The sequence below is a fragment of the Hahnella aquatica (SeqCode) genome, assembly GCF_965194505.1.
GTDB classification, from domain to species: Bacteria; Pseudomonadota; Gammaproteobacteria; order Burkholderiales; family Burkholderiaceae_A; genus Hahnella; species Hahnella aquatica.
The window spans coordinates 658,793-672,244 of the sequence record NZ_OZ239144.1 but is presented as its reverse complement, the minus strand read 5'-3'; the positions used below and the strand labels follow the sequence as shown (position 1 = coordinate 672,244).

Annotated in this window: 16 protein-coding genes; all 16 read right to left on the bottom strand. The window is 54.7% G+C overall.

What is annotated here, in order from left to right:
- Positions 1–37: 37 nt before the first annotated feature.
- Positions 38–1,285 (bottom strand): site-specific DNA-methyltransferase, encoded by a 1,248-nt coding sequence (locus AC8GDA_RS03470; RefSeq protein ID WP_506556917.1) that lies wholly within the window; start codon positions 1,283–1,285, stop codon positions 38–40.
- Between the two features lie 251 nt (positions 1,286–1,536).
- Complete coding sequence (locus tag AC8GDA_RS03465) at positions 1,537–2,112, bottom strand: hypothetical protein (protein ID WP_506556916.1); 576 nt, start codon at positions 2,110–2,112, stop codon at positions 1,537–1,539.
- Positions 2,113–2,198: 86 nt separating this feature from the next.
- Positions 2,199–2,729 carry a hypothetical protein gene (locus AC8GDA_RS03460; protein ID WP_506556915.1) on the bottom strand — a complete coding sequence of 177 codons (531 nt, stop codon included), beginning with the start codon at positions 2,727–2,729 and terminating at the stop codon, positions 2,199–2,201.
- Positions 2,722–3,252: a crossover junction endodeoxyribonuclease RuvC gene (locus AC8GDA_RS03455; RefSeq protein ID WP_506556914.1), complete on the bottom strand. Its 531-nt coding sequence runs from the start codon at positions 3,250–3,252 to the stop codon at positions 2,722–2,724. Before AC8GDA_RS03455 ends, AC8GDA_RS03460 begins: the two co-directional genes overlap by 8 nt.
- Before the next feature lie 321 nt (positions 3,253–3,573).
- Positions 3,574–5,865, bottom strand: coding sequence for a PriCT-2 domain-containing protein (locus AC8GDA_RS03450; protein WP_506556913.1), 2,292 nt, complete (start codon positions 5,863–5,865; stop codon positions 3,574–3,576).
- An 8-nt stretch (positions 5,866–5,873) separates the two neighbouring features.
- The gene (locus tag AC8GDA_RS03445) at positions 5,874–6,104 is read right to left on the bottom strand and encodes a DUF6511 domain-containing protein (protein ID WP_506556912.1); all 231 of its coding nucleotides are present in this window, start codon (positions 6,102–6,104) and stop codon (positions 5,874–5,876) included.
- A gap of 89 nt (positions 6,105–6,193) precedes the next feature.
- On the bottom strand, positions 6,194–7,771 hold the full coding sequence (locus AC8GDA_RS03440; protein WP_506556911.1) for a DEAD/DEAH box helicase: 1,578 nt from the start codon (positions 7,769–7,771) through the stop codon (positions 6,194–6,196).
- Complete coding sequence (locus AC8GDA_RS03435; protein WP_506556910.1) at positions 7,768–8,739, bottom strand: PD-(D/E)XK nuclease family protein; 972 nt, start codon at positions 8,737–8,739, stop codon at positions 7,768–7,770. The genes AC8GDA_RS03440 and AC8GDA_RS03435 overlap by 4 nt, the downstream gene beginning before the upstream one ends.
- Entirely contained in the window at positions 8,732–9,118 is a 387-nt protein-coding gene (locus tag AC8GDA_RS03430) for a hypothetical protein (RefSeq protein WP_506556909.1), read from the bottom strand. The genes AC8GDA_RS03435 and AC8GDA_RS03430 overlap by 8 nt, the downstream gene beginning before the upstream one ends.
- A gap of 15 nt (positions 9,119–9,133) precedes the next feature.
- Positions 9,134–9,649 (bottom strand): DUF669 domain-containing protein, encoded by a 516-nt coding sequence (locus tag AC8GDA_RS03425; RefSeq protein ID WP_506556908.1) that lies wholly within the window; start codon positions 9,647–9,649, stop codon positions 9,134–9,136.
- A gap of 21 nt (positions 9,650–9,670) precedes the next feature.
- The gene (locus AC8GDA_RS03420) at positions 9,671–10,456 is read right to left on the bottom strand and encodes an ATP-binding protein (RefSeq protein ID WP_506556907.1); all 786 of its coding nucleotides are present in this window, start codon (positions 10,454–10,456) and stop codon (positions 9,671–9,673) included.
- On the bottom strand, positions 10,456–10,980 hold the full coding sequence (locus tag AC8GDA_RS03415) for a hypothetical protein (RefSeq protein ID WP_506556906.1): 525 nt from the start codon (positions 10,978–10,980) through the stop codon (positions 10,456–10,458). Before AC8GDA_RS03415 ends, AC8GDA_RS03420 begins: the two co-directional genes overlap by 1 nt.
- 12 nt (positions 10,981–10,992) lie before the next feature.
- A complete protein-coding gene (locus AC8GDA_RS03410; RefSeq protein ID WP_506556905.1) occupies positions 10,993–11,406 on the bottom strand; it encodes a hypothetical protein in 414 nt (137 codons plus the stop codon).
- Between the two features lie 81 nt (positions 11,407–11,487).
- The gene (locus AC8GDA_RS03405) at positions 11,488–12,066 is read right to left on the bottom strand and encodes a hypothetical protein (protein WP_506556904.1); all 579 of its coding nucleotides are present in this window, start codon (positions 12,064–12,066) and stop codon (positions 11,488–11,490) included.
- Between the two features lie 85 nt (positions 12,067–12,151).
- Positions 12,152–12,967, bottom strand: coding sequence for an ImmA/IrrE family metallo-endopeptidase (locus tag AC8GDA_RS03400; RefSeq protein ID WP_506556903.1), 816 nt, complete (start codon positions 12,965–12,967; stop codon positions 12,152–12,154).
- Between the two features lie 8 nt (positions 12,968–12,975).
- Positions 12,976–13,257 carry a helix-turn-helix domain-containing protein gene (locus tag AC8GDA_RS03395; protein ID WP_506556902.1) on the bottom strand — a complete coding sequence of 94 codons (282 nt, stop codon included), beginning with the start codon at positions 13,255–13,257 and terminating at the stop codon, positions 12,976–12,978.
- Positions 13,258–13,452: the final 195 nt, after the last annotated feature.

The window sequence follows — 13,452 nt, the reverse complement described above, 5'->3', positions numbered from 1 at the left end:
TATAGGCATTATTTATACCCCAAGCCCTATCCGGCTGTCAGTAAGTGGTCGCAGGCGCCAGCTCACCCGGGTCGGCCGACGAGGCGACTGGCCTTGCAGCCTTTTGGCCGGTGTACTCTTCCCAGCGCTTGACAATGACATCAACGTACTTCGGGTCAAGCTCAATGAGCCTGGCCCGGCGTCCAGCCTTTTCACAGGCAATGAGTGTGGAGCCTGAACCACCGAAGGGGTCAAGGACTAGATCCTTGGTTTTGCTGCTGTTACGAATAGCCCGCTCAACCAACTCAACCGGTTTCATTGTTGGGTGCAGATCGTTCTTCGCAGGCTTTTTCACATTCCAAACATCTCCCTGGTCACGCGCTCCGCACCAGTAATGGTCGTTGCCGTCTTTCCATCCATACAGGATTGGCTCGTACTGACGTTGATAGTCAGCGCGCCCAAGGGTAAAGGTGTTCTTTGCCCAGATAATGAATGTCGACCAACGTCCACCTGAAGCACGAAACGCGTTCTGCAGGGTGTCGAGTTCGGAAGAGCTCATGGCCATGTAAACCGCGCCTTTGGTGTAAACCAGAATGTTGGCGCAAGCATCTTTGAGAAACTGCTCAAAGCCATCGCCCAAGTTGTCGTTCAAGATGGGGCGGTTTTTGCCGCGCATCTTGTCTTTTGCTGTATTTGCGTAGTTCACGTTGTAAGGAGGGTCGGTAAAGGTCATGTCGACCAACTCGTCACCCAGTAAACGCTTGTAGTCATTGAGCTTGGTGGCATCGCCACACAAAAGCTTGTGCTCGCCTAGTACCCATAAGTCACCAGGCTTCGAAATGGTCTCCACCACCTCTGGCACAGCGTCCTCATCGGTGAGTCCATCTTTGTCTGTCTCTTCGCCTGCGATCAGCGCTTCCCACTCTTCTGTTGAAAAGCCCGTGAGTTCGAGATCAAAGCCTGCGTCCTTCAGTTCGGATAACTCAATACCCAAGAGTTCATCTTCCCAAGAAGCGTTTTCACCAATCTTGTTATCCGCCAGGATCAGAGCCCGACGCTGCGTGTCCGTGAGGTGGTCCATGGAGACAACAGGTACCTCAGCCATCCCTAGTTTGCGTGCAGCCATGAGGCGGCCGTGGCCTGCGATGACATTGTTGTTTCCATCGACCAGGATTGGCGCGCCCCAGCCAAACTCACGAATGCTTGCTGCGATCTGCGCAACCTGCGCATCGGGGTGCTGCTTTGCGTTGCGTGCGTAAGGAATCAACGCCTCAACAGAGCGGTACTCAAGCTTGAGTGGGTTCATAGGGCCTTGGAAAAAGAAAAACCCGCGCAAGCAGCCTTGGGCGGGTTTTGGGGATTCAGAAACGCAAACGCCCACAGGGCTGATCCGAGTGGGCGCTTTTTTAGCGATTAGTGAAACTCTACATCATCGATATATACCGGTCAAGGTTTTTGCTAAAAAATTTCGCTCGCAAAAACACGTACCAATTGAACGAGGTTAGTTGCTGCGCCTATTTTCGTCCCTTTACTGAAATATTCTTCTAAGCCGGTAACTCACCAAGAAGTTACTTCAGGTAATGAGTCCCGAAAGTTATCAGGATCCAAATAATCGACGCCGGTGACAGGCGAAAGATGAAGTTCCCAATCCGACTTCGGAAAAGTCCAGATCTCCTCCTTGCCGTTTTTCACTATGTACTCTTTTGCTGTCCAGCGAAACTTGCTAGCCGCCACACCATGTGAATACCGAATTCCTTGACAAAAAACCAACCCCTCGCCGGACAACATCTCAAAATTAACCGTAAGGCCAGTTAAAGGAGACTTACGGTAACTTGGATTGAGGTCCTCCGGACTATCGTAATTTCCCAACCGAACAGAACCTCGTCCGCCCTCTGTTACTGAGAGATAAAAAGGCTCGGGCACACAATCGATATCTATCACCTCTACGACCACGAAGTCGCAGGGCTCGCTCTCGCCTTTCCGTCCTCGGAATTTTTCACCAAAGAAAAGCTCTTTTTCCTTTTCCGTCGGCTCAAGTTCACCTTGACAAGGTTTTTCGAGGTCAAAGTGACCCGTCTCTCCTATTGAGTTAATTGCACGGACGTATGCGATGAGCTTGAATTTCTGCAGCATGCGGCTCCCTAAATTTTCACAGACTCGATATCGCGGTTTCGGCTTCGACTCAATAATAGATTTAAACATCTGAAAAATACAGGTTTCTATCTTTGGGTTGAATATCCGTAGTGAACGGCAAGCATGCCAAGCGCTGCGACTAAGATGCCTTTGGCCTCGTACTGATTCAGTGTGCGTCCGTTCCAACCTTCAAGCAAAGACCACTCTTTAACACTTCGGCCAAGACCGGCCACATGCCAGACCGCACACCCACCCGGGCTGCAGACCCCGCCCACCGCATCCAGCGCTTGCCCTAAGCGCTTTCGTGACCACGCTACGCGCTCGGTAATGGTGTCTTGCCAATGGCCACCGGGGATACGGTCAAGCGGCGGCGAACCCACGGGGTTGAGTTGGGCGTAGACAAAGTTACGGTTGAACTCCTGCCCAGCATCGTGCATCTCTTGCGTGATCGCTCCGTTTTTCAAAAGCAGGCCCAGGCTATCAACGCAGCGGAAGTGTTCGGTCCGATAGCTCGTGCCATCCTCCTCTAAAGACTCCCACTGCGCTACGCGTCCGCCGGGCAGTTCAACGACGCTGCCATGGGGTAAAGGGACAAGCTTAGGGTGCTTTTTACCCATGGCTTGCCTCCTGATCCATGGCCCAGTGCAGGATTGCAAGAGCATCTGCTTCGTTGTCATCAGTAGGCTGGTAACCCTTAGCCCGCATGGCCTCAATGACGAGATCCTTGCCAGCGTTGCCCTTGCCAGTGGCGTGCTTTTTGATGGTTGCGACCGGTACGCCCAGGTACGCAACCCCATTGGCCTCGCACCACGCAGACAACTGTCCTAGAAATGCACCATAGGTGTGAGCGGCCGCCGTGCCTTTGTGGGCACGAACCTCCTCAAAGTAAACCCGGGCAATCGGCCCGCTTTGTTCATGCAACTCCGTGAGCCACCGGCTAAAGCGCAGCATCGACATGCCACCACCCTCAAAGCGTCCCGGCTTAAATCCGTGACTTCCCGAGTGGGTCAGTCCGCTGGCCTGCAAAGCCCATCCAGTCGTTTGTCCTAGGTCAAGCGCCAAGATCACGCCCAGCGGTGATGACTCCGTTGCCAAGGCCGGTTTGATGCTGTCTGGCGGCAGCTTTGTGCGTATGCCCATGGGCGTGTCCTCCTTTAAGTGCACGAGGCGACTTGGAGGAGCACCACTGCACACCGGGTCAGGGTCTACAAGGCTCCTTCACGTCCGAAGATCGTTCGGGTACGTGTAACGACTTATTTCAATACTTCATTCTTTCAACCTAGATCCCATGGTGGTGGGTCTATAGATATTTCAATATTTCATTCTTTCAATATAGATACCTTTTTCTTTTTCTCTTTTTAGGTGTGTATAGGGACCCACTTTAAAAATGTATATATAGGATGTGGCCTTGAAATTTGAAGAAATTGAAGAAACTCTGGGCTGCACCCGCAACCCATTGATTCACATGACTTTTAGCCATTGCGTGGGCCTGCCTTTCGCTTGAAGTAATAGCGACTCCACAAGCCTTGCCTCTGCCAAGGTGCGCAGCACCCCATCTCGTTGGCGGTGATCCATGAACTGGGTTCGCCTAGTGAACTCGCTTTTTGACATCCCGGCTTGGCCTGCGTCACGCAGAATCTGCAGCGCCCGCTTGTGGTTTGACTCCACCAGGTTCTCTGAGACTCGAGCGGAAGCCTCACGAATCGTGAGTTCAGCACAGTGCCGCGAGAGCATGATCCCCCAGTGGGCATCGTGATCTTCGATCTGCGGATCAATGGGGTCACGCGATACAGCGCGTATCAAGGCAAGCTTGGTGGCGTTTTCCTCAATACGCGCCAAGATTGATGAGTAGCCCGTGCCCCGGGTTGTTCTGAGTCTCGCCACCAACTCATCATCTAACTGCCTAAATGCAGCCTTTGCAGCCGGTGTCATGGGAACAACTCGAGGGTCCACCATGACCTCGTCGATGGCACCTACATCGGTCAGGTTGCCGCTTAACTCGCCTCCACCCGTGTGAATCAAGATCAGCCGATCGATAAGGTCTTGCGGCGGATCGATGACACCGAACTGCTCATTGCTGTCGGGAAAATCCTCCTCGCTCTCCATAATCAGAAACCGCGCCAGCGACCCATCGGCCACGTTAGAAGCCTGTAGCGCCTGCCAAAAGTGCAAGGGCGTTGTGGTGCCGTAGATGCAAGCGCATGGCTGGTGAATCGCCCGGTGGGAGTTGTTGTGCTGATTGCTTGCGTACTCGATGCCAAAATAGGTCGTACCTGCAGTGGTGTAGAGCTCGGTCATCAGATCCAAGATCTCGCAGACATACCGTGGCGAGCGTTTCCGATCAGCTGCTGCAGACAAAAACATGCCGAACTCATCGAGCTGAAACAAGATGGCAGGCTGGCGTTGGATCGCGTTTAAAAGCCCCGAGCCCGAGGCAATCTTATTGCCACCCAAGTACTGCAGAAGGCCCGCCTTGCGAAAGAGCTCATTGACCACCACACGGCTGTGATTCTTGCCCGCACCACTTTCCGCGATACCCACCACATAGAGATTTGAGCGGGTATTGCTCTCAGTGCGGTACTTGCGCCCCATCAATGCGCCGATCGCACACAAGCTTGCACCGAGCGCTAACACTGGCTGCGGACGTTTGGCGGTAGCGGCCATAAAGGCCATCAGATCAGCGATGATTCCGCCCACCTTATCCCACCCCACGGGCATAGGCTTTGGCGGGGGTGGGAGCGACTGCTGCTCCTCAATGGTGATCGGATCTGCCGCCTGTAACGACTGCAAGAACTCCTTTGCCGGGTGATGGCCGTTGACCACGATCTCACCGTTTAGGCGAATATCGGCGGCAGGCTCCCAGCCGTTATCAAGGGCAAGCTTATAGATCGTTCCAGCCCCGATCCGATCAGGCGCAAAGCCACGCCATGTCTTTGCCGTGAACTTCGGGTCGTTCTTTCCTGAGGAAGCTGACCACGCATCAAAAAGCGGCCAGCCCTCATCTCCAAGCGCGCCCTTGATCGCCAGCCCAATCCGAACCCAGCTGTCGTAATCGAGATCCGCATTAAGAATGTGTTGTAAGGCATCTTCGACCGCCTCAAAGGTTCCCCGTTGTTCTGGCAGTGTCACCTGTTCTTTAACTGCGGTGTGCCCGGCCACCAAGGTCTGGGGTCGCTGCGCCGGAGGTATGAGTTCATAGGCTTGCTTGGCAAACTCACGCGCCTGGGCCTCTGTAATGGCTGGCAACTCGTCCGGTGTGAGATCGGCCAGGGTTGTGACGGGCCACTCATAGGGCTTGCCTGTATCTGGGTGTACCCCGTACGCAATAAACTGCTGCCCGACGCCCAACACCTCGATAGGCGGGTATTTAAACCCGGAGAATGGCTGCGCTGCGCGGTAGACCAAGAGCCGTTTGGGCGCATGTCCGATGCGAACCGCCGGGGTGTCGCCCAAAAGCCGCTTGGCCAAGCCCTCAATCTTTTCAGCGATTTCTTTTGAAAACAGAACATCGATATCAATGCCGATGACTCGACCAGCCGCAATGCCGATACCTGCTTGCGGCCAGTTACCCCATATGTCGACCTCGTTATCGGTGGTGTCACGCTCGCAGTGCCGACTCCACTTGGGATACTCGTGCCACTTGCCCTTGCGATAGACGCCCGGCTTTTTGGTGTTGGGTTGAATGGGCAGAATCGGATAGCCGCGATCGACCAATGTGGCCCCTAACTGAGCCATGTAGTTGTTGTTTGTCATGGGGCTCCTTAAAACGGTGGGTCATCGCCATAAGACTCCCGCAAGGAGTCTTGAAACGATGTCACGATCACATCAATCAACGTCGCCCACTCCTGCTCGGTCCAGGTCACCAGATCCGTTTTGCCAGTGAGCTCCACGTAGATCCCACCATCCCGACTGGCAGCAGCAAGCGCCGTCTGTTCGTGTTTGTTTGGGTTAATCATTCCTTTAAGCCTGCTTCCAATATCAAGACAGCGCATAGAGCAGTACTCCGTGCGCGGCCCCTCTTGTCTGGTTAAGGCGGGCTCGTAGCCAAAGCCTCGGGGTGCCCGCCGACATATCGCGCAGATCACTGAAAGCGCGCCCCGACAACCTCCATGTAGCGGCCTGATGACCGCACTGCGATCTCGGCCGGGCACTTCAGCTGTTGCGCGCAGGCCAATGCGTCATCCACCCGCTTGGGTAGCGGCAGCCCCGGTGCGCGATTAGCCCACCAAGAGGCAGCCTTTTGCCGTGGATAGCCGGTGTGCTCGATACAGATCCATTCGCTGTGGTGAGCCAGGCCGCTCCAGTAATCCACTCGCAGTGATGGGGGCTTGCCGGGCTTGTCATGCTTGGCATAGCTCACCCGAGTGACAGGCACCCATTGCGAGTTGCGGTTACTCAGAATATCCAGCGTGCTGGCTTTGGTATCGATCTTGAGCTGTGGTGGCGGGAAGATGTGCCCGCAGTCCGGACACTCGCGCACCGATGCATGAACAATACTGTTGCAATCAGGGCAAGCTTTCGTGGGCGCAACACCATCGTCACCACCTTTAGGGCGCTTAGGCTTTACAGCATCTATGGGGCCGTGGCGCGCGATGTTGCCCGCGAAGTCCAAAACCAAGCAATCGGTCTTGCCTGGTGCAAGCCTGCAACCCCTGCCCACGATCTGCACATAAAGACCTGCCGACTTGGTGGGTCGAAGCATCGCAATCAGATCAACTGCCGGTGCGTTAAAGCCTGTCGTCAAGACATTGGCGTTTGTTAGGCAGCGAATCTTGCCCGCCTTAAAGTCAGCGATGATGCGCTCACGCTCATGGCTTGGCGTATCCCCCACAATCGTCTCGCAGCTGATGCCTCGAGTGCGAATCGCATCACGAACGTGGTGGGAGTGCTTCACTCCGGCGCAAAACACAATCCAGCTCTTGCGTGTCTTGCCGTACTCCAAGATCTCGTCGACCGCCGCCTGCGTGATGCTGTCCTTATCGACAGCCGCCTCAAGCTCCTTGGCGACAAACTCACCGCCTTGGGTCCGAACCCCGGTAACGTCAAGCTCGGTATTCATCTTCTTAGAAACGACCGGTGCCAAATAGCCCTGATCAATTAACTCCCGCACAGTCGCCTCATAGGCGATGTCGGTAAACACGGCATCGTCGCCCTCATGCAAAAGACCAGAGTCAAGGCGATACGGGGTGGCCGTGAGCCCAATGACTTTGAGATCGGGGTTGAGTCTTTTGAGCCCAGCCAGGAAGGAGCAATACCGGGTGTTGGAGGTTCGGGGGATTAAATGCGCTTCATCAATTAAAACCAGATCACACTGCTGCACTTCATAAACGTGTTTGTAGATGGACTGAATGCCCGCAAACAAGATACGTGCATGGATATCGCGTTGCTTAAGGCCTGCCGAGTAGATTCCGGCCGGGGCGTCGGGCCACAAGCGCATGAGTTCCTTGTAATTCTGCTCGATGAGCTCTTGCACATGGGTCACGATCAGAATGCGTTGATCGGGATAGTTCTTTAAGACACCCTCTACAAACTTGGCCATCACCAGCGACTTGCCACCGGCGGTCGGAATCACAACAAGCGGATTACCGGTGCTTTCGTGAAAGTAGTTGTAGATGCCATTGATGGCGGCGTCTTGGTACGGGCGTAAAGTGAGTGTCATACGGTTGCTCCTATGGTCGGTTGCGTTTGCTTATGAATACCAACGTCTCGCCATAAGCGGCCGTCGGCCATCTGGTACTCCACCCACTGACTGCCAGCATCCACCTGGATGCCGCAGACTAGCGATGGCAAAAAGAGGTGGTGCTCACACGCCTGGCGCTGATCCATCTCGCTTAGTTTTTTTTGGTGGCGCTCGCACTGCCAGCCGCCCTCAACCGGGCTTGAATGCAAGCAAGTGCGGCAGTTAATTTCGGCCGCTGAAGGCGCCGCGCTTGAGCCATGACAAACCGCTGCGTGATCACACATACGGCACTGATACCAAGCGGGGTCCTCTGAGATACGGGCAGGCGCATCTTTGGCAAAGATGATCCGCTCGGCCTTTGCAAGTAATCCCTTGGCGAATTCCGTGTCGACCTCCACACGCTCGATGTAAAGATCGTCGTTGTCTTTGTTGACCGCCATGTACATCGCACGCGTCATTCCCATGAGATGCATATAAATCTGCATCTGTGCGAAGTGCTGGGGTTTACTCTCGCGCACGGTTTTAGCTACGAGATCGTTAAAGCTTTTGTTGGAGTGGGTCTTAAACTCCAGGACATGCCACGTCTTGGGTGCCTCAAGCAGGTTGATGGCCACGCCATCTAAAGATCCGCCGAAGTGTCCCCCATGGGCCTGCACACGAAACTGCCGCCCTGTCTCTGGGTCGACCTCGAGCACCGTGGCACCGACACGACGAAGATTCAGCACGAGCCTAGCTTCTTCCAACTGTCCAGTTTCAAAGAGCCGTAATAACCGGCCCTCGTGCTTGGCACGCGTCACCCAGCGAAAGTCGTAAAAGAGCGCCCGCTCACAGGGCTTTCCGATCAGCGAGGCGCCGAGGTGACTGCGAAAGCCGTCACGGCTATCGGCCTCATACGCGGAGAAGATGGCCTCACGCGTTGCGCAAAGCTTGATTGGTAACTCAGCCATGACTGGCCCCTTGGGTATCAGCCAGCTGCTTTGCGCGCTGAACCAGGTTTGCCCACTGCTGATCATCAAAGTCAGAGCGAACCACCTCGATGATGGCGTCTTTTAACTTCTCCCGGGGCTTGTCGCAGCCAGTATTGAATTGCGCCAGGCGGGCATTGATCAGCGCCTGCTCCTGTTGCTTTAAGCGAAGCGCTGTCTTTGCCCTGTGATACCAACCCGCATCCAGTGTTTTCTTCTCTGCCTGCCGACGAATGTCGGTCGTGGCGATCTGAATCCGTATGGATGAGATTTCGCCCTGCAGAGCGGCAAGCCTCTCCTTGCAGGCTTGTGCCGTCTCAGGAATACGAATCTGGTCCTGGGTGTGGAAGGTATCTGCCATATGAAGCATCCCCATTTACGCCTGGCGTTTCCAAGGCAAGCCGTTGGCAGCCGGTGCGTTGGGCGTTGCCACCACGCCTGCTCTTGCCACTGGTGCTGGGGCGGCAGCGGGGGTGCCAACGGGCTGGGCCGCACCACTGCGCGGCAGATAGCGAATCGAGTTTGACTCGCCATACATGCCCTTTGGCGGACGCACACGTACATCTGCAATCAGAGGAATCAGGTGCAGCTGCTCAGAGTTACTAACCTGGAGCTTGCCCACCGCACGACAGATCGATGACAGCGTGCGCTGCGCGATCTGAACGGTGTCGGGGTTGGCGTTTACAAGGTTGAGCCGATCGAAAAGCTTTCGGCCTGCGTACTGGCCGTCCAAAATGTCGAGCTCAAGATACAAATACTGGCCGTTGCCGTCCTTGGTCACGCGCATCTCAGAGTGTGTGATCTGGGCGAGGTACTTGCCGGGTGGGTAGATTTCGTAGCCATTGCTGGGTTCAATGGAAGATGCGTCAAAGGTTTGTCCTAGAGATGCCATTTCGATACTCCTTTTTCAGTTTCAGTTGGCGGGGGTTGCGTGGGTAGAAATCAACATGTGTTGAACGCTCGGGGGCATGGCCTGCGCAAACGCCTGCCATTCAAGGGGCAAGGTCTCTGGCAGTCCATAGCGGTTCTTTGCAAGAAAGGCTGGCTTTTCTGCGGTGTGGATCACACGCTCGCCTGAGCCCATTGCACGGTTCACTTTCTTGTTAAAGCCAACATCGGCCTTAACCGTACTGATGCGGTAGTTGGCAAAGAGCACCACATCGGAATGCTCTAACAACAAAGCGGCCGCACGGGTATGCAGCTTGATGACGTAGCGGTCGTACGGATCGTGTTCGGGCGAATCAAAGCGCTTGATGTCCGTGTGTGCAATCTGGACAACCGCCATACCCCGCTCATCTCTTAGCGCGTTAAGCCCGTCTACGTATTGGCGCCACAGGCCCAGGCAAGCCACGTAGCCTTTTCCGTAGCCCGCGTCCTCAATCGAGTTCCAGCCGTTATCGCGACAGGCTTTTGCCCACACGAGCGGCTCAAGCCAGTCCACGCTATCGATCACGACCGTCTTGAAATCGTGGTCCTCTGTATAGAGTGAGCCCAACGATTCAAGGACTTCTTCGTAGGTTCGTGCCAGGGGGAAGTGGGTAGCCGGTAAGGTGCCCAGCCCATCTTCGGTCTGAATAAATACCGGGTTGTTTGCCTCAGAGGCAAAAGTGGTCTTACCGACACCTGCCACACCGTGGATCAAGATGCGTGGCGGTTTAGGTTGTGCTGCTCGGGTGAGCTGTGCGAGTGTGACGGCCATTAGTGGTTTCCTTCGTAGTGGGGGTCATTGGCTGCGGCGGGCATACGGCTAACGTCGATTTGCTCCAACCGATAACTGGGCTTGCCGGTCTTTAGCGTTCGTGCAGGCTCAAAAAGCGCGCGCACTGCTGGCGGCCAGGCGTTGTATTTCGACTCGGAGACCGTAACCTCGATACCAACGTAGTTGTTCGGGTCCTCGCCCCACTTGCGCAGTGCTTCAACAGCATCACGGAGTTTCAGTTGGTCGTACTCAGTGCGTTTGGGCAGATCAGCGATAACGACATATCCATCGTTTTCAAACCGAACCCGGCCGGTATCCTTGCCCTCGTCCTTGCGCAAGGCGTGCGCCCGCTCTGCAAATCGACGGTTGAGTTCAGACTGCAGGAGTTGCTCGTAGTGACGGGCTGTCTCCTTGGTGTGATTTGTTTTTTTCAATAGCTGGTCAATCTCGGACAGTGGCAGGCCCTCAAGCTCTGCGACATACAACTGCCCAATTTCATCCAGCACGTCAGACTCAGGTGTCATGGGAGCTCGCTTTCAGTTGGCGTGGTTGGTGGGGGTGGCGGTTTTGAGACGGCTCCTGATTTCAGGTGGCGTCAGATGAGTGCTAGAGCGCATAGCCAGATAGCGATAGCGCCCCTCTGAAATCTTTTTGCTAAACAGGTGAACAAGACCTAGTTCACAGGCGATCCAGGCGCGTCTTGCGACCGCATGGAGTCGATTACGCTCTCGGAGCGTTAAGCCACCGCCCATGGCTCGGTCCACCATGAGTAAACCCACATGGAATTGAATGCTTTGCCCGACAAGCGCGGATGCAATCCAGTCACATAGGCTCGCCTCTGTAATTGGCTCTGCTGGCACATAAACCCCACGCATGCCAGCCCTTGCTACCTCATGGCTGACATCCGATTCGTTGCTATCGGCATGGTTTGGTTTATTGAGCACTAGCAAGACCTTCTCCTGAGCGGTTACTGGTTTTTAGGGTTGTTGGTGATTCATACGGAACGGACTGAGTTTTTTCCCACGGGGGGGTCAAGCGGCGACTTTTAGGCCGAACATGCGCAGATGCATCTGAAGTTCCTCAACTCGGCGGTAAAAGGAGGTCTTGGGAACGCCGGATCTGGCACAGGCCTCTGCGAGGTCCTGGCAAGCCTCGAGCAGTTGCCACAAGCTCATTTGCTCTTGGCTCATGCATGCAAGCGCCCGCTCAAGGTCATGGACGGTGTCAGTGCATGCAAACAAATCGTCGTCTTGCCCCCAGAGCGAGCCAAACTCGAAGGCGAGTTGCTCAATCCCTGAACACATGTCCGCGTCGTTAGCCGCCTCCGTGTCTGTGGGAAAGCTCTGCATTCGAATTCGCTCTTTAACCATGACGTCAAGAAGCTCTGCTGCGCGGTGCTCAGAAACCATCCCTGTGTAGGTATTTGCACAACCCCTTGACGGGTCAAAGGCATCTGCACGTGCAATCAGGTCAAGCAGCAGTTCCTGATGCACATCCTCTCGTTCCGATGGCGTTAAAGCGATGCGTCTTGCGAGGCCTGCTGTACGGACTGCCGCAGCGCGCTTGGCTGCATCAAGGTAATCTGAGGTGAGGTTCGAATTCATATCCATTTTGCATTTGCGCGTTTAGTCAATGCTAAACAAGTTAATCTGAAAAAAGGCACCGACAGGTGCCACCTGGAACTGCAACTAGGCCTTAGTTCGGCCGCCCCTCCCCCGGAATGATGCCGTACTTCAACATTCGCACTTCGATGAACAACGGTGAAACCCCAAACTGTGGAGCGACTGCGCGAGTGATCGACCAAAGGCTCATGTCATACGTCGCCTCGCACCACATGATCTTTGCTGACCCGTCCAGGCTCTCAGCAAACAAATGTTCTTCACCATACTTGACCTCTAGGGCGTGCTTCGGTGCCTCTTCGAGAATGGCCTCCATAAGCAAATCCTTCGGCACCAAAAGAGCCCCCATGAATTCGTTTGCCCGATTCTCGGCAAACTGAATATGTTTGGGCATCGATTGCGCCACTTTCCCCAAATGATCCTGTGAATCAACAACCGTACGAAACGCACGGGCTGCAGTACCCCCTGCATCCAACCCGAGCAAAGGAGGGTTTTGGTGTCGGACGATAAGAGCCGGGCCGTCATACACAGCGTGGCCCAGTTCATGCGCAAATGTCGAGAGAACCAAAAAACCACTTGAATCCGTCTCTGGTGGCGCCACGCTGATGCTGACTGAATCGGCGCAACTCTCAGGTGAGTATTCGAACACACCCAACACGGGCGATCCATCATCGCCCCTTACAGGATGCTCAAAGTCAGTCCAAAGGTCGTAGTCGACACGGTTCACACTCAGACGTTCGATGCGTTTGAAATCATCGAGCGTGATACCGCGACGTTCACCAAGATTCATCTGCTGCCGAATTTCCGCAGCATGCTCCCGAATTTCTTGGTTGCTAATGAAATGCGGCTCGTGATTACGGTTGTGTCTATAGTTCAGTTTCAAGTGGTTCATGCGTTTTCCTACTTATTCTTGTGTTTTGCTCGATACAGCCTTACCACCTCCCCGACATTGCCCTGCATGTCCGGCGGCAGTCGCCTCGCATAAATAAACAACTCATCCTTTGACGCTTTCAGCAACTCTGCGGCCTTACTGATCAGATCATCTTTAGGCGGGTTCTCGCGGTCATTCTCGATCCGTGACCAGTAAGCAGGGCTGATTTCAAGCTGCTTGGCAAACTCATTCAGCTTGACACCAGCCCTCTCACGCAGGCCCCGGACGTACTGTCCAAACGACTCTTCCATTTTGATCTCTTTCTCCGATTTTGTTAAGCGTTCCGTCAATGCGCGATTGCGTAACGGCTAAATTCTAACCGCTCATGACGGCGAAAGCAACCCCTCGGGAAAAATCGCGCTCAATGCCGTATGAATCGGCATGAAAGATCAAAATTCCCGCCCCTATGGGCTCGACTTGGCCGTGACTGGGGCCCTCTTAGCGCA

Coding starts and splice junctions, on each gene's coding strand:
- AC8GDA_RS03470 (WP_506556917.1), bottom strand. CDS start 1,285: ATGAACCCACTCAAGCTTGAGTACCGCTCTGTTGAGGCGTTGATTCCT.
- AC8GDA_RS03465 (WP_506556916.1), bottom strand. CDS start 2,112: ATGCTGCAGAAATTCAAGCTCATCGCATACGTCCGTGCAATTAACTCA.
- AC8GDA_RS03460 (WP_506556915.1), bottom strand. CDS start 2,729: ATGGGTAAAAAGCACCCTAAGCTTGTCCCTTTACCCCATGGCAGCGTC.
- AC8GDA_RS03455 (WP_506556914.1), bottom strand. CDS start 3,252: ATGGGCATACGCACAAAGCTGCCGCCAGACAGCATCAAACCGGCCTTG.
- AC8GDA_RS03450 (WP_506556913.1), bottom strand. CDS start 5,865: ATGACAAACAACAACTACATGGCTCAGTTAGGGGCCACATTGGTCGAT.
- AC8GDA_RS03445 (WP_506556912.1), bottom strand. CDS start 6,104: ATGCGCTGTCTTGATATTGGAAGCAGGCTTAAAGGAATGATTAACCCA.
- AC8GDA_RS03440 (WP_506556911.1), bottom strand. CDS start 7,771: ATGACACTCACTTTACGCCCGTACCAAGACGCCGCCATCAATGGCATC.
- AC8GDA_RS03435 (WP_506556910.1), bottom strand. CDS start 8,739: ATGGCTGAGTTACCAATCAAGCTTTGCGCAACGCGTGAGGCCATCTTC.
- AC8GDA_RS03430 (WP_506556909.1), bottom strand. CDS start 9,118: ATGGCAGATACCTTCCACACCCAGGACCAGATTCGTATTCCTGAGACG.
- AC8GDA_RS03425 (WP_506556908.1), bottom strand. CDS start 9,649: ATGGCATCTCTAGGACAAACCTTTGACGCATCTTCCATTGAACCCAGC.
- AC8GDA_RS03420 (WP_506556907.1), bottom strand. CDS start 10,456: ATGGCCGTCACACTCGCACAGCTCACCCGAGCAGCACAACCTAAACCG.
- AC8GDA_RS03415 (WP_506556906.1), bottom strand. CDS start 10,980: ATGACACCTGAGTCTGACGTGCTGGATGAAATTGGGCAGTTGTATGTC.
- AC8GDA_RS03405 (WP_506556904.1), bottom strand. CDS start 12,066: ATGGATATGAATTCGAACCTCACCTCAGATTACCTTGATGCAGCCAAG.
- AC8GDA_RS03400 (WP_506556903.1), bottom strand. CDS start 12,967: ATGAACCACTTGAAACTGAACTATAGACACAACCGTAATCACGAGCCG.
- AC8GDA_RS03395 (WP_506556902.1), bottom strand. CDS start 13,257: ATGGAAGAGTCGTTTGGACAGTACGTCCGGGGCCTGCGTGAGAGGGCT.